Origin of the sequence: Microcystis aeruginosa NIES-2549, from assembly GCF_000981785.2 — a bacterium.
Classification (GTDB): domain Bacteria; phylum Cyanobacteriota; class Cyanobacteriia; order Cyanobacteriales; family Microcystaceae; genus Microcystis; species Microcystis aeruginosa_C.
The window spans coordinates 1504083-1521684 of record NZ_CP011304.1 but is presented as its reverse complement, the minus strand read 5'-3'; the positions used below and the strand labels follow the sequence as shown (position 1 = coordinate 1521684).

12 protein-coding genes, 1 tRNA gene and 1 pseudogene are annotated in these 17602 nt (G+C 43.7%); 4 read left to right on the top strand and 10 right to left on the bottom strand.

The genetic code is table 11. The features are described from left to right. Positions 1 to 181: 181 nt before the first annotated feature. Positions 182 to 3691, top strand: coding sequence for a transcription-repair coupling factor (gene mfd / locus myaer_RS07205; protein ID WP_046661585.1), 3510 nt, complete (start codon positions 182 to 184; stop codon positions 3689 to 3691). A gap of 301 nt (positions 3692 to 3992) precedes the next feature. Here mfd and myaer_RS07195 read toward each other — a convergent pair. The 5 genes from myaer_RS07195 to myaer_RS07175 form a co-directional block, all read right to left on the bottom strand. After that, a tRNA-Ser gene (locus tag myaer_RS07195) sits at positions 3993 to 4079 on the bottom strand. A gap of 106 nt (positions 4080 to 4185) precedes the next feature. Next, positions 4186 to 5283: a glycosyltransferase family 4 protein gene (locus tag myaer_RS07190; RefSeq protein WP_046661584.1), complete on the bottom strand. Its 1098-nt coding sequence runs from the start codon at positions 5281 to 5283 to the stop codon at positions 4186 to 4188. Then, a complete protein-coding gene (locus myaer_RS07185; protein ID WP_046661583.1) occupies positions 5283 to 7112 on the bottom strand; it encodes a tetratricopeptide repeat protein in 1830 nt (609 codons plus the stop codon). Before myaer_RS07185 ends, myaer_RS07190 begins: the two co-directional genes overlap by 1 nt. A 250-nt stretch (positions 7113 to 7362) precedes the next feature. Continuing rightward, a complete protein-coding gene (locus myaer_RS07180; protein ID WP_046661582.1) occupies positions 7363 to 8193 on the bottom strand; it encodes a metallophosphoesterase in 831 nt (276 codons plus the stop codon). 91 nt (positions 8194 to 8284) lie between these two features. Beyond that, entirely contained in the window at positions 8285 to 9520 is a 1236-nt protein-coding gene (locus myaer_RS07175) for an LL-diaminopimelate aminotransferase (RefSeq protein ID WP_046661581.1), read from the bottom strand. Between the two features lie 153 nt (positions 9521 to 9673). Here myaer_RS07175 and myaer_RS07170 point away from each other — a divergent pair, with 153 nt between their 5' ends. Next, positions 9674 to 9886 carry a DUF2839 domain-containing protein gene (locus myaer_RS07170; RefSeq protein WP_046661580.1) on the top strand — a complete coding sequence of 71 codons (213 nt, stop codon included), beginning with the start codon at positions 9674 to 9676 and terminating at the stop codon, positions 9884 to 9886. Between the two features lie 295 nt (positions 9887 to 10181). Here the strand turns inward: myaer_RS07170 and myaer_RS07165 are convergent, their stop codons facing one another. Next, positions 10182 to 11117: an NAD-dependent epimerase/dehydratase family protein gene (locus myaer_RS07165; RefSeq protein ID WP_046661579.1), complete on the bottom strand. Its 936-nt coding sequence runs from the start codon at positions 11115 to 11117 to the stop codon at positions 10182 to 10184. Between the two features lie 597 nt (positions 11118 to 11714). Between myaer_RS07165 and myaer_RS07155 the strand changes: the two are divergent. Next, a pseudogene (locus tag myaer_RS07155) lies at positions 11715 to 12178 on the top strand (DUF29 domain-containing protein). Here myaer_RS07155 and myaer_RS07150 read toward each other — a convergent pair. The 4 genes from myaer_RS07150 to myaer_RS07135 all read right to left on the bottom strand — a co-directional run bounded on the left by myaer_RS07150 (position 12175) and on the right by myaer_RS07135 (position 15781). Further along, on the bottom strand, positions 12175 to 12963 hold the full coding sequence (locus tag myaer_RS07150) for a hypothetical protein (RefSeq protein WP_046661578.1): 789 nt from the start codon (positions 12961 to 12963) through the stop codon (positions 12175 to 12177). The pseudogene myaer_RS07155 and the gene myaer_RS07150 sit on opposite strands and share 4 nt — an antisense overlap. Positions 12964 to 13090: 127 nt before the next feature. Continuing rightward, positions 13091 to 13636 (bottom strand): type IV pilin-like G/H family protein, encoded by a 546-nt coding sequence (locus myaer_RS07145; protein WP_046661577.1) that lies wholly within the window; start codon positions 13634 to 13636, stop codon positions 13091 to 13093. Between the two features lie 302 nt (positions 13637 to 13938). Continuing rightward, entirely contained in the window at positions 13939 to 14472 is a 534-nt protein-coding gene (locus myaer_RS07140) for a type IV pilin protein (protein WP_046661576.1), read from the bottom strand. Positions 14473 to 15247: 775 nt separating this feature from the next. Then, positions 15248 to 15781 carry a type IV pilin protein gene (locus myaer_RS07135; RefSeq protein WP_046661575.1) on the bottom strand — a complete coding sequence of 178 codons (534 nt, stop codon included), beginning with the start codon at positions 15779 to 15781 and terminating at the stop codon, positions 15248 to 15250. A gap of 271 nt (positions 15782 to 16052) precedes the next feature. On the opposite strand from myaer_RS07135, the gene myaer_RS07130 reads away from it, so the two are divergent. Continuing rightward, positions 16053 to 17336 (top strand): TldD/PmbA family protein, encoded by a 1284-nt coding sequence (locus myaer_RS07130; RefSeq protein WP_046661574.1) that lies wholly within the window; start codon positions 16053 to 16055, stop codon positions 17334 to 17336. Positions 17337 to 17602 lie beyond the last annotated feature (266 nt).

Genomic DNA, 17602 nt, shown 5'->3' with positions numbered 1-17602 from the left:
AAATAAAGCCCCAAAAAATTAACCCCAAAAAGTAGTCGGTGAACTGATAACTGATACTCGTTAAGACTGCACCGGAGTGCTGGAGTTGGGAGAGAAAGCCTGAGCATTTGTACTAAAACTCCCAAGAGGCAGTTTAAATTCAGTAGAGCTTAACTAAAAACCGAGTGCCGAACACGAAAAAATGACTTTTGCCTCCGTTATTCGCAACATTGAAAAATCGCCATTAACTGCCGAACTTATCCAAAAACTGGAGAAAAACGGCAATTTAACCCTAACGGGCCTTGCCCGCTTACCGAAAGGATTAATAAGCACAGCTTTCGCCCGTTGTCAAGGAAAAAATCTTTTAATTATTTGTGCCAATCTGGAGGAAGCGGCACGTTGGGCGGCACAATTAGAAGCGATGACGTGGAAAGGTGTTTTCTTTTATCCCACCTCGGAAGCTTGCCCCTACGAGACATTTAATCGGGAATCCGAGATGATTTGGGGACAGATGCAGGTATTATCGTCCCTTCGACGTAGCTCAGGACAAGCACTAATCGGTCATCAAGAGGTCGGAATGGCGATCATTACCACCGAAAAGGCCCTGCAGCCCCATTTACCCCCTAGAGAGGTTTTCGAGCAGTATAGCGATAATTTTGCGGTAGGAAGGGTTATAGAAGCCAAAAACCTCGATCTAACCCTAGCTAGATTAGGATATGAACGGGTTTCACTGGTAGAAACCGAAGGACAATGGAGTCGTCGCGGCGATATCGTTGATATTTTCCCAGTTTCGGCAGAATTACCAGTCAGGTTAGAATTTTTCGGCGATGAATTGGAAAAATTGCGAGAATTTGACCCTGCCACCCAAAGATCCCTCGATTCTATCCCCAATCTGCTTCTTACTCCCACTAGCTTTGCGGCGATGATTGCCCCTTCTCTTCCCCCCACAGTGGCCGATTATCTGGGGGCCGAAGATCGAGAAAAATTAGCTAATGGCATTTATCCAGAGGGAATTGAGCGATTTTTAGGCTTGGCCTTCCCTCAAGCTGCCTCTTTATTGGATTATCTCCCCGAAAATACTCTTATTGCCTTTGATGAACTGGAAAGCTGTCAAGCTAGAAGCGATCGCTGGATAGAATATATTGGGGAACGCTGGCAAGAGATAGAACCAGCTTTACCGAAAATTCACCGTTCTTTTGGCGAATCTCTGCAAATATCGGTCAAATTTCCCCATCTCTACCTCTCAGAAATAGACGATCACCTCTGCGAAAATAGCCTTAATCTCTCCAGTCGTCGGATTCCCACCAGTCCGGGACAATTCGCCAAACTAGCGGAAATTTTACGGGGAAAAAGAGAGATTTATAGCGGTATTAAAGTAAATAAGTACGCTACATGGTTAATATCTGCCCAACCCTCCCGCACAGTCTCGTTATTACAGGAACACGACTGTCCGTCCCAATTTATCCCCAATCCCCTCGATTTTGGGGCGATCGAGCGCTTAATCATTCAAAACACCGCTACAGCCCTAAAATACTCAGGATTAGCTGAATTAGAAGGTTTTATCCTACCCACCTATCGCATAGTCGTCGTTACTGATCGAGAGTTCTTCGGACAACATCTTCTAAATACTGCTGGTTACGTCCGCAAACGTCGGCAAGCAGCCTCGGTACAGGTGGACGTGAACAAACTCCGTCCCCTCGACTTTGTAGTACATAAACACCATGGCATCGGACAGTTTATCAAACTAGAAAAGCAGGAAAGCACAATTAGCGGAATAGTGCAAGGTCGAGATTATCTAGTTATTAAATATGCCGATGGATTATTGCGGGTTCCTGCCGATTCTGTTGATAATCTCTCCCGTTATCGTCATACAGGTAATCAAGAGCCAGAATTACATAAAATCTCTGGCAAAGCGTGGGAAGCGACGAAAGCTCGCGTCAGGAAGTCGATTAAGAAGTTAGCGGTTGATTTAATCAATATTTACGCCCAACGCACCAAAAAATCGGGTTTTGCCTATCCGATGGATAATCCCTGGCAGCGGGAGTTAGAGGATTCTTTTCCCTACCAACCCACTGCTGATCAACTGAAAGCGATACAGGATGTGAAACGGGATTTAGAAAGCGATCGCCCGATGGATCGCTTAGTCTGTGGGGATGTGGGTTTTGGTAAGACAGAAGTGGCCATTCGTGCTATTTTTAAAGCTGTCACCACGGGTCATAAACAGGTGGCTTTATTAGCACCAACAACGATTTTAACCCAACAACATTATCACACCCTAAAAGAACGTTTTGCCCCCTATCCCATCAACGTGGGTTTATTAAATCGTTTTCGCACCAATTCCGAGAAAAAAGATATCGTCCAGCGCTTGAAAACGGGGGAATTGGATATAGTAGTGGGTACTCAGTTGTTATTGAGTAAAGCGGTGGAGTTTAAAGATTTAGGATTATTGGTAATTGATGAAGAACAGCGTTTTGGGGTCAATCAAAAGGAAAAAATTAAGGCTTTTAAAAGTAATATTGATGTGTTAACCTTGAGTGCGACACCGATTCCCCGGACTCTTTATATGTCCCTTTCTGGGGTGCGAGAAATGAGTTTAATTACCACACCCCCTCCCTCTCGTCGTCCCATCCAAACCCACCTTTCTAGTTATAATTCTGATGTGATTAGAACGGCAATTCGCAATGAATTGGATCGGGGGGGACAGGTTTTTTATGTAGTACCAAGAATCGAGGGAATTGAAGAAAAAGCGGCAGCAATTCAAGGGATGATTCCTGGTGCTAGAATTGCCATCGGCCATGGTCGTATGGATGAGTCCGAATTAGAGACCACCATGTTAGCTTTTAATAATGGGGAAGCGGATATCTTAGTCTGTACGACTATTGTGGAGTCGGGGTTAGATATTCCCAGAGTTAACACAATTATCATTGAAGATGCCCAAAAATTCGGTTTAGCGCAACTCTATCAACTGCGGGGACGGGTGGGGCGATCGGGAGTACAAGCGCACGCTTGGTTACTTTATCCAGCCAAGGCAGAACTAACAGAAACCGCTCGGGAAAGATTAAAGGCAATTCAAGAATTTACCCAGTTAGGATCGGGGTATCAATTAGCGACTAGGGATCTGGAAATTCGCGGTGCGGGTAACTTATTAGGTGCGGAACAATCGGGACAAATGGAAGCGATTGGTTTTGATCTATATATGGAAATGTTACAGGAAGCTTTGCGGGAAATTCAAGGTCAAGAAATTCCCCAAGTGGAGGATACCCAAATCGATCTGAAATTGACGGCATTTATTCCTAACGATTATATATCCGATCTGGAGCAGAAAATGGATGTCTATCGGTCGATCGCTACTGCCAATTCTCAGAAAGCTTTAGGACAAATTGCCGCGGATTTAGTGGATAGATACGGTGCAATTCCTGCACCGGTGGCACAATTATTTAAGGTAATCGAGTTAAAACATCTGGCTAAATCCCTCGGTTTTTCGCGAATTAAACCCGATGGAAAACAGCATATTATCCTAGAAACTCCTATGGAGGAACCAGCGTGGAAATTATTACAAGAACACCTACCCCAACATATACAATCACGCTTTGTTTATAGTCCCAAACAGGTGACGGTTAGGGGTTTAGGAACGGTAAAACCACCACAGCAGTTAGATAGTTTATTGGAGTGGTTAGCTAAGTGTAAAGATGGTTTACCGACGAGGAATTAGACTAAATCCTGTTTAAAAAGTATAGGAGACTGGGAATTATGAATTATCAATTATCAATTATGAAGTGGGGAGCAGGGGAGAAGATAATCACTAAAAGTAATCTCCTGTCTCAACCGGGAAATTACTTTTGCAAGACTACCTAAGTAGCTGGTTATAATTAAATTAAACATGGATTTTGCCTTTAATCCCCCCTTGATCCCCCCTTGATAAGGTAGGGTTGATTCATGAATCAACCCTACCCTTGATAACGGGGATATCTGATAATTTTTAACGCCTACCTACTCATAAGGTGCTTTGGGTACGGAGAGAGAGGGATTCGAACCCTCGTTAAAGTTACCCCTAAACAGCATTTCCAGTGCTGCGCCTTCAACCGCTCGGCCATCTCTCCAATTGAGGTCACGATCATCAATCCTACAGCAAATGCTGCCGATCTGTCAAATTATTTTTTGATGGGAAACGCTGTCACCTGTCTGGGGTCCCCACTGTAAGACTTTTCAAGCACATCCTAGATATTGATTTAAGATTGCTGCCGTAGCTAGACCGGTTTTTTGCCAACTAAACTCATCGGCCCGTTTTTTGCCTAGATGACTTAATTTTGAGTGTAATTGTCGATCTTGAGCGATAATTTTTAGGGCATCGGCTAGGGCCTCGACTCGATAGGGATCGATTAAAATTGCCGCTGTTGCCGTGACTTCGGGCAAAGATGACAAATTTGAGGTAATGACGGGTGTACCGCAGGCCATAGCCTCTAAAACGGGCAATCCAAAGCCTTCCCAGAGACTAGGGAAGACTAAAGCAGTGGCTTGACTGATAACTTTGGGTAGGTGATCGTAGGGGATATAATCGAGAAATTTAATGCGATCGCTGACTGCCAATTCTCGCGCTTGTTGTTGTAAATTGGGGGTATAACGGCGATCAAAGCTGCCGGCAATCCAAAGATGATAATCGCTTAAATCTGGGGGCAGTTGGGCAAAAGCGGCGATTAAACGCGGTAAATTTTTATAGGGATTGGGACGACCCAGATAGAGAAAATAGGGATGTTCTGGCTTATTATCTTCAGTAGGGCGAAAGTGATGATGATCGTAGGCTAGGGGAATAGAAGTAATTTTATCGGCGGGAATTTGATAATATTCAGTGATATCTTTGGCCGTTGCCTGAGAGTTGCAGATAATATGTTTTGCCTGTTGTAATACCTGCGGCACATAATAACGGAAATAGTGGGTTAAGGGGGAAGTAAGACTGGGAAACCGCAGGGGAATTAAATCGTGGACCATGACGACAAAGCGACAGTGAGAATTTATCGGTGCTTCTGGGAGGGGAGAAAAGAGTAAATTGGCGTTTAATTGTCGGTAAATTGACGATAACCGAAACTGAGTCCAGAGTAAGCGTTTTAAATGACCTTTCGCTCCTCGATCGGGGCTGAGACCTTTGGGGATAGAATAACAGTTAAAGTCGGGATAACTATTAGCTGTTAGTAGGGTTGGTTCTAAATTTTTTAGGTAGGGTAAGAGGTTAAGAATGTAGGTACTGATTCCCGTGGGTTGGGGAAAAAGTACCGAGAGATTAATTAATAACTTATGCTGTGTATTCACTAATTACCCTGTTGATATTTGCTGAGAATTTCTGAGATATATTGGTAGCCTTCCAGTCCAATAGATTTAATCAGGGAGGAACGTTCGTGACTGAAAGTCTGTTCAAAAGCTGCGATATTTTTGCCGCGAATAACCGTTAATAGACTAGCAGCTTGTCGCCATTCTGCTGCACCGATTTCGTGCAGCCAATACATTCCTAGAGAACCCATATAAATTGCCTGTTCAAAATTCTTGTCTTGATAGTAAGCTTCGCCTAAATAAGTTAGTAATAAACCTTGCAGATATAGATCTCCGTAGTATTTGGCCGATTCCAATCCTTGCAGGAGAATATTAATCGCATCTTGAGGTCTTTCCAGGATAATATAGGCTAGACCTAAACTGCTACAACAAAGGGATTTACTCTGCCAATCTTGGAGACTTTCGGCTAACTTTAATCCCTGCTGTAAATACTCGATCGAACTTGGAAAAATTTCGGGATCGTATCTCTCTAACTGTTGTGCTTCCTGTACCTGACTATAACCCAAATTAGCTAAAGCGTTAGCCTGTCCTAAACTATTACCCTGTTGACGACTTAAAATTAAGGCTCTCTGACTTAAATTAATCGCTTCTGTATAGTTTTTTTGGATAGCATTGAGACGGGATAAATGGTTTAAATTAGCTATTTCACAAGCAGAGTCCTGCTGTTGACGAGCAATTTCTAAAGCTTGTTGATGACATTCTCTAGCCTGTGGATAGTCGCCGCGAATGCGATTAGAATAGGCAATTAAAGTTAAAATTCTCGCCTTTTCTCCCGTACCTTCCACATAACGCAGAGGAATTGATAAATAATCTAATGCCTCCTTGAGATAACTGCCAGAAAAGGAGGCGAAAATTCCTCCGTATAAAGGAAAATAATCCCGTTGAGCAAAGGTTCTTAGAATTTGTAAAGCCATCTGAAAACAGCCCCGACTATAGAGGGAATTTTTACTAACTTGCTCGAAACTATTGGTTAAAAGTGACCAAATTAAAGCAAAGGTGAGAAAGGTAGAAATAGATAATTTGGCTCCCAATTTTTCGCTATAGATACGCTGATCAAAAAAGTTAATTAGTCCCCTTTGGATATATTGAAAAACAATGGCAGTTTCTACCCAATCGGCTAAAGTTAAATCCTGGGTGAGAGAATCAAAAGCTTGTTGATTAGCTAAACTTTCTAATACTCGTTTTAACCAGGAGGGATTAACTTTACTTGCCCAAATTTGCCAGGGAGTCACTCGCTCATTATCATTAGTAAAACCAAGATTGCGATTTTGTTCGTAGAGCCAACTGGTGAGATCATTCGATAAATTTAACCAAGTATTTAACCCCAGATTAATTCCCGTGGCAATTTGCCATAAATCCGCTTCTCCCCGCTGCTGAGCAACTGTCTGTAAATGCTTGGCTAACTGTTGTAATTGTTCTAGGGTTAAAGCATTATTTTGATTGGGATCAATTAAATTAACTAACGTCAGTAAACGATCCTCTCGATCGATTTTTACCAGATTATTGATCGCCGCTGCAGTGAGAGAATTTTGCTGATTGGTTTTTTGATATTTTTCCCATTCACTTTCGATCGTTTCCAGGGCCCGTAAAACCCTAGTCGCTTTAATTTTTGTTTCTAACTGTGAGCGAGTAAAGATTATTTTTTCGGTTAAACAACGCTCAAAAATTTCTCCTGTGCCATTTTTTACTCCCTCGGACAAAAGGTTATAAACCTGTGATTTAGCCCGAATTTTTCCTTCTAAAGTTAGATTGACAATGCGCTCAATTAGTGCCTTATAAGTTTCGTTGAAGTTATCTCTATTTTCTGTCATAGGGGGTTTTTTCAGTTATCAGTAAACAGTAAACAGTGAAAAGACAGTAGGAAAATTCTAAGCTGTACTGAATTTAAACTGCGTAGGGGAAATTTTAGGACAAATGCTCAAGCTCCCTCTCCCTGCTCCCAACTCTGGTGCAGTCTTAACGAGTAATTTAGATAGTCAGCAGCTGATTTAATGCTCCACACTTAAAACTTAAAACTTAAATCTGATAACTGATAACTGATCACTGATCACTGATTCAAGACTAACTGCCGTTGATCAAAGTAATTACCGTCACTTCGGGGGGACAAAAAAGACGACCGGGAAAATAGGTTCCTAAGCCGCGATTCACATATAATTGATTTTCCCCGACTCGATGAAATCCCTCGGACCATTGCCAGTATCGGACTACTCTGCTGAACTGTCGATGAAAGGGGACCCATGGACGATATGGTTCAGGCAGCGATCGCCTAAGTTCCTCTAAAACTATCGGTAGGGAACCCATACCGGGGATAGTCACTTGGCCTCCGTGGGTATGACCGGATAACTGCAAATCCACGCGCCAATCCTTTAAAATCATGGCTGTATCGGGATTGTGGGAAAGGACGAGTCTGGGTATATCGGGGGAGATTTGCTCGAGGATTTGCGGTAAAAATTCCCCGGACCAATAATCGGCCAATCCGACGATGGGAAAATTTTCGCCGTAGGGTGTGACGATTTCATTCCAGAGTACCCGAATTCCCACGCTAGTTAAGGCCGATCTGACCGTTTCCCTTGCGTTGGGAAGATAACTGTCATGATTTCCTAAACAAGCATAAATACCCCCTTGACTTTTGAGAGCTTTTATGCTCTCGACTAGGGCAAAAATTGGCCTGGGACTATAGGTAATAAAGTCCCCCGTCAGGAAGATGAGATCGGGTTTTTCCTGATTAGTAATGGCGATCGCTTCTTGCAGGACAGCTACAGGCAAATGCTGTTCATCGCAGTGCAAATCTGACCACTGCACCAACTTGATCCCTTGCAGGGCTGCCGGTAAGCTGGCAATTGCGATCGTTAATCTTTCTACCTGTAAGGATTCTAGCCAAAAGGGTCGCATCGGTGAGCCTTTGTCGGTGAGTAGTTACCAGTCTATCAATTCCCGATGGGGTTGTTGGGGGATGCTTCCGCAAACATCCCTCTCTTGACCATTAGCCTTGAAATTTATCGATAATTCTCTCCATAGCGGCCTCGACGTTGGCACGACTATTAAAAGCCGATAGCCGGAAATAACCCTCTCCGGCGGCCCCAAAGCCAGATCCAGGAGTCCCCACCACATTACAGGTATGTAGCAGTTTATCGAAGAAATCCCAACTCGATAGACCCTGGGGCGTTTTTACCCAAACGTAGGGCGCATTTACGCCGCCATGCACTTCTAAACCGGCGGCGGTTAATTTTTCTCGGATAATTGTTGCATTTTGTAAATAAAACTTGACAAGTTCTTCTACTTGTGCTTGTCCTTCTGGGGAATAAACCGCCTCGGCCCCCCGTTGGACAATGTAGGAAACGCCGTTAAATTTGGTCGATTGCCGACGATTCCACAGTTTCCAGAGTTGCACATCCGTCCCGTCGGCCGCTTTGGCCATCAGACTTTGGGGAACCACGGTTAAAGCGCAACGGGTCCCGGTAAAACCGGCATTTTTAGAAAAAGAGCGAAATTCGATCGCACATTGCCGCGCCCCCTCGATTTCATAGATGGAATGGGGTAAACTGGCATCGGTGATAAAGGCCTCGTAGGCTGCATCAAAAAAGATAATCGATCCGTTGGCCCTAGCATAATTAACCCAGGCTGTCAAGTGTTCTTTGGTAGCTGTGGCCCCGGTGGGATTGTTGGGAAAACAGAGATAGATTAAATCAACTTTTTCCGCCGGAATCTGGGCAGTAAAGTTATTTTCGGCGGTAATTGGCAGATAAATCAGACCCTCGTATTCGCCGCGGTCGTTGACCTCTCCCGTGTGTCCGGCCATAACGTTAGTATCAACGTAAACGGGATATACTGGGTCGGTAACGGCGATCGAGTTATTATCTCCAAAAATATCGAGAATATTGCCCGTATCGCACTTAGAACCGTCGGAAATAAAGATTTCATCGGCACTTATCTCACAACCGCGAGCCTGAAAATCATGGACGGCGATTTTCTCCCTTAACCAAGCATAACCCTGTTCGGGCCCGTAACCCTTAAAGCTAGAGCGATCGCCCATTTCCTCCACCGCTTTAATCATGGCCTCGCGACAAGCTAGGGGCAAAGGTTCGGTGACATCCCCAATCCCGAGACGGATAATGTTAGCATCGGGATTGGCTGCCGCAAAAGCTTGGACTCGTCGGGCAATTTCCGGGAAAAGATAACCCGCTTTTAGTTTTAAGTAATTACTGTTAATGGTTGCCATAATTATTCTCGTTTCAGTCGCAACCTTTAATTTTATAACAGTCAGTCGTCGGCCGTCAGTTTCGATCGCCCCCCTTCACGCAGTAGGATTGGGTGTGGCCTGTTGTCTTTCGATATACAATCAGAGAAAAACCTCTTAATAACTGACATTAGTATGGGTGAATCAAAACGTCGTCAATCGGCCCTGGGTGATAAGTATGGACAGGAAGAAAATATCCTGCCTTGGCTACCGATTACCAAAAGTCAAGCATCCCAAGCTTACAAGTTAACCACTAGGGGTGCCTGGATTGGTATAGGAGTTTTAGCCGGGGTTTGGCTAGTTATTCGTTTTGTCGGGCCGGCCTTCGGTTGGTGGAATGTCCAATAAGGGACTTGCGTGGGAATAATGTCCCAGGCAGAAAATCGCTCTGTAGAAGAATCAGACCGGCCAAAAGGCACATTATCAAAGCGCAAGTCCCCAACATCTCGAAGGCTCTCTCCCCCTACTTAGGGTGATCAGCAAACCTGAGCGCTCGGAGGGCGCAAGCTTTGCGCCCCTACAGTAACTGATTTTGTCCACAATGTAGGGGCGAACTGCGTTCGCCCAAAAGGTACATTATCAAAGCGCAAGTCCCTTACTGTTCACTGCTCACAGTAAAAAACTCCCCACCAGAAAATTAATTTTATTGGTTTGCCAAGATCTGGTCATCGATCGCCAAGTCTATTTCTTGCCGATCGCGACCGGAAGCGAGATAATCATTCTGGAAGGAGTCTGTTAAACCACTGACGAGATCATATTCAGGCTGCCAGTTTAACTCCCGGGTAGCTTTATTAATATCAGCGTAAAAATGTTGAACCCGCAGGGGGAAAGGTTTCTTTTTGCCGAAGTCAAATTTTTTGGGGTTATAGTTAACAATCTCGATTTCCTCGGCATTTTTCCCCATGGCTGCCGCGCAAGCTTTTGCTAAACCGTTAAAAGTTACATAGCGATCGCCTGAAATATTATACACTTGACCGATAGCCTGAGAATTACCCAATACTGCGGCCATGGCCTTAGCCAGATCGACAACGTGACCAAATTGGGTAAAATGTTCCCCATGACCAGGTATAGGAATAGGACGATTACGAACCAAACGGTCAAAAAACCAAGCTTCTAGGTCATTATAGTTGCCCGGTCCGTAGATATAAACCGGACGGATGGAAGTCCAGGGTAAACCCATCTCGCTTAAATAGTTTTCTGTCTCGTGTTTTCCCTTGTGGCGACTTTTGGGATCTAGTTTATCCCCTTCTTTATGGGGCATTTGGTCGGATTTTAGATAAACCCCCGCCGAGCTAACATAGACAAAATGCCCGATTCTGTCCCTAAAAATTTCGACGAGGGGCTGAGTATCACTTAATTCTCTGCCATTATTATCGAAAATTGCCTCAAAACTCTCATTTTTAAGCTTTTCTTTAAGTTGTAAGGGGTCAGTGCGATCGCCATGTATCTGTCGTACTCCGGCAACCGGAGCGGGTTTATTGCCACGATTGAATAATACTACCTCATGACCCTGTTCTACTAACACTTTAGTCAAAGAAACACCGATAAATCGGGTTCCACCCATAATTAAAATTTTCATAAGTCGCCATGGTCAATATCAAGGTTATATTATCCCTCGATCAGTGCAGTTTAAAAACTGTGCTTTTTAGGTTTGTGTCATCAATCCAGTCTTTTGGGGGGTTCTACCCCCCAAACCCCCGTTGGGGACGCAAGCGCCGTCCCCAAACCCCTCGCGCATTAGCTTTTCGGTGGGATGCTTACACGCGGCTGTTCATACATTTGTAGCAGTTTAAGAGTGACTGATAATTGCTGATTATCGGTATTTCCGAAAATGTGAGATGCACCCAAACCGAGCGACTTTTAATGCAAGTTTTAAGTAGGGTCTGCTGAAAAAGTTTGTTGGTGGGGGCAGGGTGTGGGGTGTGGGGTGTGGGGTGTAGGGTTTTACCAATTTTGAGGTAGTCAGTTACCTAATTTTCAGGGAAAAAGTACCTGAATTTTACCCCCGATCCCTCCAATGGTCAGCACTTTTTGCGGGGAAAAAAGTCTAAAACCCTTATCCAACAAGGTTTTTAGATTTATTCAGCAAGTTTTAAGTAAGTGCCAATTCAGACTTAAATTGTTGGCGAAGTTTCGGTAAAATGAAGGTAATTACTCAACAGAGAAGGTCAAAATTATGACTTTAGCAAAGGTAAAAAATCTTTATGATCAAGATTTTGCTTTGTGGATAGAGAAAACGGTTAAGCAATTAAAATCCGGATATCTATCTCAGGTTGATTTAGAGAATTTGATCGAGGAGGTGGAATCTTTGGGAAGACGAGACAAAAGGGAACTAAAAAACCGTTTAATTACATTATTTGAACAGGCTTTAAAACGGCGTTATCTTCCTTTGTCCGACTGTTATCGAGGTTGGGAAGTAACAATTAAACGCTTTCAATCCCAGTTAAAAGCTATCCTTAAAGATTCCCCTAGTTTATGCAGTTTTTGACCGATATTTGTGACAATTGTTATCAGGAAGCGGTGGAGAATATGCGAATTTAATATGATGCTAATTTTCCCGATATTTGTCCTTTTTCTAAGGATATTGATTGCTTATTAAATCATAAGTTTTGGCAGGATAAAAAAGATGCCAACCCCTAATCCTTGGGGGGAATTGCCATCACTTGATTATCGCCGAACACAAGCAATTTACCGCCCAATTTTTCGATATTTTCCCTAGCTAACTTGCGGGTTTCTTCGTTTTGGCTATTCAGCCAGACTAACATCCAGGCACCGACTCTAGGAGCGCGACTATCGGGATTAGTTTCTAAAAATTTTACTGTTCCCCTAGCGGATTTTTCGATAAATTTATTACCGGCAATTTTCGCCCAATCGGCAGCCATTTGATGCGATTTTTTCGCCGCAGGAATATCACCTAAAAATAATAGTTCATCCACTCCTTTATATAACCAAATAAAATAGGCATCGGTGACATCAGGAGTGAGTTTTGATAAACCTTTATTCATAATCTCAACGGTCCTTTCGGGTTTGCCAGCATTCAGGGAAGAAGGGACGGACATCATCAAATAGGCGCGGACAAATTTGGGGTCATTTTTAGTGACAATTTCCATAAAATCGGGACTTAAACCGTAACCAGTTTCCCGACGAGCATCCCCATCGCCATAATATTGAATAAACTGTAACATTGACCAATTGGCTAACATATTGTCAAAGCCAAAAGCTGGCATATTTTTTAATAACTCAACTTGAGCATTTTCTAGGCGAGATTCTTGACTATAATTTCTTTCTAATAACTTTTCTTTGGTCAAGGTTTTCACCTTTTCCTGTTGCATTTCGACAATGGCCATGATTAGTCCACCGATAACGGCAACTAAACCAAGAGTTTTAAGTAGGGATAGATTGAGCGATTTTTTTGCGCCTAGCATAGCTTTGAACGAAAGTCAATAACATTAACAAAAATAAAAGGTTTTTCGATTATTTTAGAGACTGTTCGTAAATGAATATTAAGCGGGAAACTGATCACTTTGATCAACCTCCCTATTGTTCAGAACATTACATTGGACCTCCCTGACTTGGCTGGTTAGTCCCTTGTGAATCATTATTAAACCCAATGCTATCGCTACTACAGGCGCCAGAGCCGTCGACAAAAACACTATCTTGTAAAGGAGTTATAGCCTCACAAATAAGGGTAAAAAAGCGCCCGTTTATCAGTCGGACTCCTCCTGCATAATTTTTAATATCATTACGAAATGGATCCAGTGCCTGCGCTCTATAGGAGGACCGAGTAGCATTGGTAGGAACGACATCGTAATCACTAAAACTATAATATCTAGCGTTGTTAATGCCACTAATGGGTAATTGAGTTAAGTTGGCAAAAGTAGGATTTTCGAGGCGATAAGCCACTTGGGCGCGATTGATTTGTCCCAGTATCGCCTGTGCTTCTGCTTGCCTACCTTTGGCGACTTGTTGTAATAGATTCGGTAAACCGACGGCGGTGAGAACCCCTAATACAATCACCACTACTAGCAATTCTACTAAAGTAAAACCCGTCGCTTTTTTACCCTGTGATTTAATTGCTAAAAAAAGAAGGTATTTCATGGTTATGCCCCGGCAACATTGCCTGTATTTTTCTGGTTGGGCGTTGAAGATTTCAGCTATCAGCTTCTTAAGGCAATAGGCAAGGGAATCCAAGAAAGAATCTGGCAATTCCCTTCCCTAAAAAGAAGGTCAGTACGTCATGGCTTTCAGCTTAACAAATTAGGTTTAAGATTCGGTCTTTGTCATTAAATGTGAGTTTTTATTTCACTGCTCACTGTTTACTGTTCACTGACTAAAATCCTATCCCCAAAGTAACCAAGAGCGCAGATTTTCCAAAACCCCCATACTTTTCTAGACTAGGATTAATTGACCCGACGAGCAGTAGTAGCATCACAAGCCGCGTCCGTACTAGCAGTACCAGCAGTAGTTAAAACACCTGCGGTTAGGGCAGCAGAAGTGGCGGGAGTGGCCTGTTCACAGATAACAGCAGTAAAAACTCCAGCGGTGGTTTGACTGACGGCAGAGCCGTATTCGAGAATATCGTTCACATAGTTTGCCGCAGGAGCCATATGTGCCTCGGCACCGTTAGCATCATTACTGACATTGCTAACACTTGTATAGTAGGTGAGGGTAAACTGAACGGGCAACTGAGATACAGTACCAAAGGTTGTGTTTTCCAAGCGGTAAACCTGTTGGGCGCGGTTAACGACACCGAGGTTGGTGCGAGCTTCCGCTTGTCTGCCTTTGGCCACCTGACCGAGGAGGTTGGGGAGAGCGATGGCGGCCAGTACACCGATGATGATAACGACCACTAGGAGTTCGATGAGGGTGAAACCTTTGTTACCGTTCTTTTTGTTAAGAGCTTGGATGAGTTTGAATTTAAAAGCGGAGTTCATGGCTGTATTCCTGATGGATGTTTTTTGTCTATAAACAATTTACCCACCTGTTTTAGAAAACCTATCACCCTGGCAAAAAATTTTTTTTGGGCAAGTGGGGTGATGGGGTGATAAGTGAAGTAGGCTAAGACGCATTTAAACCGCTTATTCTTAGATTAGCGGAATCTCCCCCAATGCCTTTACTATTGCCTCTTGCCTACTCTCAACAAGCAATTTAAATACTTAAGTAGGTAGGTGTTACAAGTTGTCAGACACCCCCCTTATTAAGGGTATATCCCCCCTGCCCCCCTTATTAAGGGTATATCCCCCCTGCCCCCCTTATTAAGGGTATATCCCCCCTGCCCCCCTTATTAAGGGTATATCCCCCCTGCCCCCCTTATTAAGGGTATATCCCCCCTGCCCCCCTTATTAAGGGTATATCCCCCCTGCCCCCCTTATTAAGGGGGGATCAAGGGGGGATTAAAGGCAAACTCCATTTTTTTAACAGCTTATAGCCTGTATTTTTCTAGTTGGGCGTTGGAGATTTCAGCTATCAGCTTCTCAAGGCAATAGGCAAGGGAATCCAAGAAAGAATCTGGCAATTCCCTTCCCTAAAAAGAAGGTCAGTACGTCATGGCTTTCAGCTTAACAAATTAGGTTTAAGATTCGGTCTTTGTCATTAAATGTGAGTTTTTATTTCACTGCTCACTGTTTACTGTTCACTGACTAAAATCCTATCCCCAAAGTAACCAAGAGCGCAGATTTTCCAAAACCCCCATACTTTTCTAGACTAGGATTACTGAACCGGACGAGCAGTAGTAGCATCACAAGCCGCGTCCGTACTAGCAGTACCAGCAGTAGTTAAAACACCTGCGGTTAGGGCAGTAGAAGTGGCGGGAGTGGCCTGTTCACAGATAACAGCAGTAAAAACTCCAGCGGTGGTTTGACTGACGGCAGAGCCGTATTCGAGAATATCGTTCACATAGTTTGCCGCAGGAGCCATATGTGCCTCGGCACCGTTAGCATCATTACTGACATTGCTAACACTTGTATAGTAGGTGAGGGTAAACTGAACGGGCAACTGAGATACAGTACCAAAGGTTGTGTTTTCCAAGCGGTAAACCTGTTGGGCGCGGTTAACGACACCGAGGTTGGTGCGAGCTTCCGCTTGTCTGCCTTTGGCCACCTGACCGAGGAGGTTGGGGAGAGCGATGGCGGCCAGTACACCGATGATGATAACGACAACTAGGAGTTCGATGAGGGTGAAACCTTTGTTACCGTTCTTTTTGTTGAGAGCTTGGATGAGTTTGAATTTGAAAGCGGAGTTCATGGCTGTATTCCTGATGGATGTTTTTCTGTCTATAAACAATTTACCCATCTGTTTTAGAAAACCTATCACCCTTGCAAAAAATTTTTACCTTGCTGAATTAGCGTACACTTTTACTAACTATGAGATGCCAACTGGACATCCTATCCAAAAGTTGCTTTGGGTCTAGGTTTTGAGTGCTATATTAGAGATCAAGAAAAGCTATCGTGAAACGACGGGGTTTTAAACCCAAATTTTCGATAATCAGATAGCTATCATCTCAAAAACTATCACCATGACGATCGATCCGCAACAACTCATCGAACTGGCTCTCAAATCGGGAGCAGTGGCAGCCGAAGTTTATCAATCTTCCTCCCTTTCCCATCCCGTTTTTTTTGAGGCTAATCGTCTCAAACAGCTAGAAAGTTCTGAATCTGTGGGAACTGCCTTAAGATTATGGCGCGAGGGTTGTCCGGGGTTAGCGGTGGGTTATGGTGATGTGGAACCGGAAATTTTAGTAGAAACGGCGTTAAATTTATCCTATCTCAATGCCCCGGAAGAAATCGAATTTTCGGCACCACGACGGGCAGTTTATGACCCGATTGGTCAGGATGTGGCGGTAGAATCTTTAATCGCGATGGGTAATCAAATGATTGGCCATATTCGCCAAGTTTATCCTGAGGTTATTTGTAGTGGTGAATGGGAATGTGAACGGGAAATCACCCGTTTGGTTAATTCCGAGGGTTTATATTGTCAATATACCGATACAGCTTTGAGTTATTATCTGGGGATTGAATGGGTACGGGGGGAGGATTTTCTGGCGGTTTATGATGGGGAATATACCCGCAGTACACCCCATCCCGAAACGGTAATTAAACAGTTATTGCAGCGACTACAATGGGCAGCCAATAATGTGGATAGTCCCACGGGAAAATTACCAATTTTATTGACCTCTAATGCAGTTACCCTCTTATGGGGTACGGTGGAGATGGCTTTAAATGGTAAACAGATCTTAGAACAGTCCTCGCCCTGGAGTGATAAAATTGGTCAATTGGTGATGTCAGAAAAGTTGACCCTATCCCAACAACCGGACCGAGAACCCTATAGTTGTCCCTTTGATGATGAGGGAACTCCTACCAAATTTTTATCTTTAATTGAGGGAGGTAGAGTTAAGGAATTCTATAGCGATCGTACCACGGCCAGATTGTTAAAAACTACTCCGACGGGAAACGGTTTTCGTCCCGGTTTAGGGGTTTATCCCATGCCGGATTTAGTTAATTTAATCGTGGCACCGGGAGAGGGAACTTTAGAGGATTTAATCTCGCAAATAGATGAGGGCCTAGTTATCGACCAAATTTTAGGTCATGGGGCCGATATTTCGGGCGATTTTTCTGTCAATATCGATCTGGGTTATCGCATAGAAAAGGGCAAAATCACCGGACGAGTTAAAGATACAATGGTAACGGGAAATGTTTATACCGCTTTGCAGAATTTAATCGCTCTGGGGGCCGATAATCAATGGAATGGTTCCTGTTATACTCCCTCGCTAATCGTTGATAGTTTATCAGTGGTAAGGTAAAAATGTGGCGTTGTCAAATTGAAAGATGCTCCTAATCAGATGGGAACTGAAATTACTAGGTGTAGGGCTAATTCATGAATTAGCCCTACAATAGGCGTTGTCAAATTGAAAGATGCTCCGAATCAGCACCGGAACTGAGATTAACTCAGCCTACTTTTTGGGGTTAATTTTTTGGGGCTTTATTTGACCTGAAAAGAGGGGGTTCGCAGGCAGGCACGGATTCCCATTATATAAGAAATTATCTGTCAAGTCGTGGGGTTTTGTCA

What these genes read in the sequence shown, in the direction of transcription:
- mfd (WP_046661585.1), top strand. Translation starts at nt 182, where the DNA reads ATGACTTTTGCCTCCGTTATTCGCAACATTGAAAAATCGCCATTAACT.
- myaer_RS07185 (WP_046661583.1), bottom strand. Translation starts at nt 7,112, where the DNA reads ATGACAGAAAATAGAGATAACTTCAACGAAACTTATAAGGCACTAATT.
- myaer_RS07180 (WP_046661582.1), bottom strand. Translation starts at nt 8,193, where the DNA reads ATGCGACCCTTTTGGCTAGAATCCTTACAGGTAGAAAGATTAACGATC.
- myaer_RS07175 (WP_046661581.1), bottom strand. Translation starts at nt 9,520, where the DNA reads ATGGCAACCATTAACAGTAATTACTTAAAACTAAAAGCGGGTTATCTT.
- myaer_RS07170 (WP_046661580.1), top strand. Translation starts at nt 9,674, where the DNA reads ATGGGTGAATCAAAACGTCGTCAATCGGCCCTGGGTGATAAGTATGGA.
- myaer_RS07165 (WP_046661579.1), bottom strand. Translation starts at nt 11,117, where the DNA reads ATGAAAATTTTAATTATGGGTGGAACCCGATTTATCGGTGTTTCTTTG.
- myaer_RS07150 (WP_046661578.1), bottom strand. Translation starts at nt 12,963, where the DNA reads ATGCTAGGCGCAAAAAAATCGCTCAATCTATCCCTACTTAAAACTCTT.
- myaer_RS07145 (WP_046661577.1), bottom strand. Translation starts at nt 13,636, where the DNA reads ATGAAATACCTTCTTTTTTTAGCAATTAAATCACAGGGTAAAAAAGCG.
- myaer_RS07140 (WP_046661576.1), bottom strand. Translation starts at nt 14,472, where the DNA reads ATGAACTCCGCTTTTAAATTCAAACTCATCCAAGCTCTTAACAAAAAG.
- myaer_RS07135 (WP_046661575.1), bottom strand. Translation starts at nt 15,781, where the DNA reads ATGAACTCCGCTTTCAAATTCAAACTCATCCAAGCTCTCAACAAAAAG.
- myaer_RS07130 (WP_046661574.1), top strand. Translation starts at nt 16,053, where the DNA reads ATGACGATCGATCCGCAACAACTCATCGAACTGGCTCTCAAATCGGGA.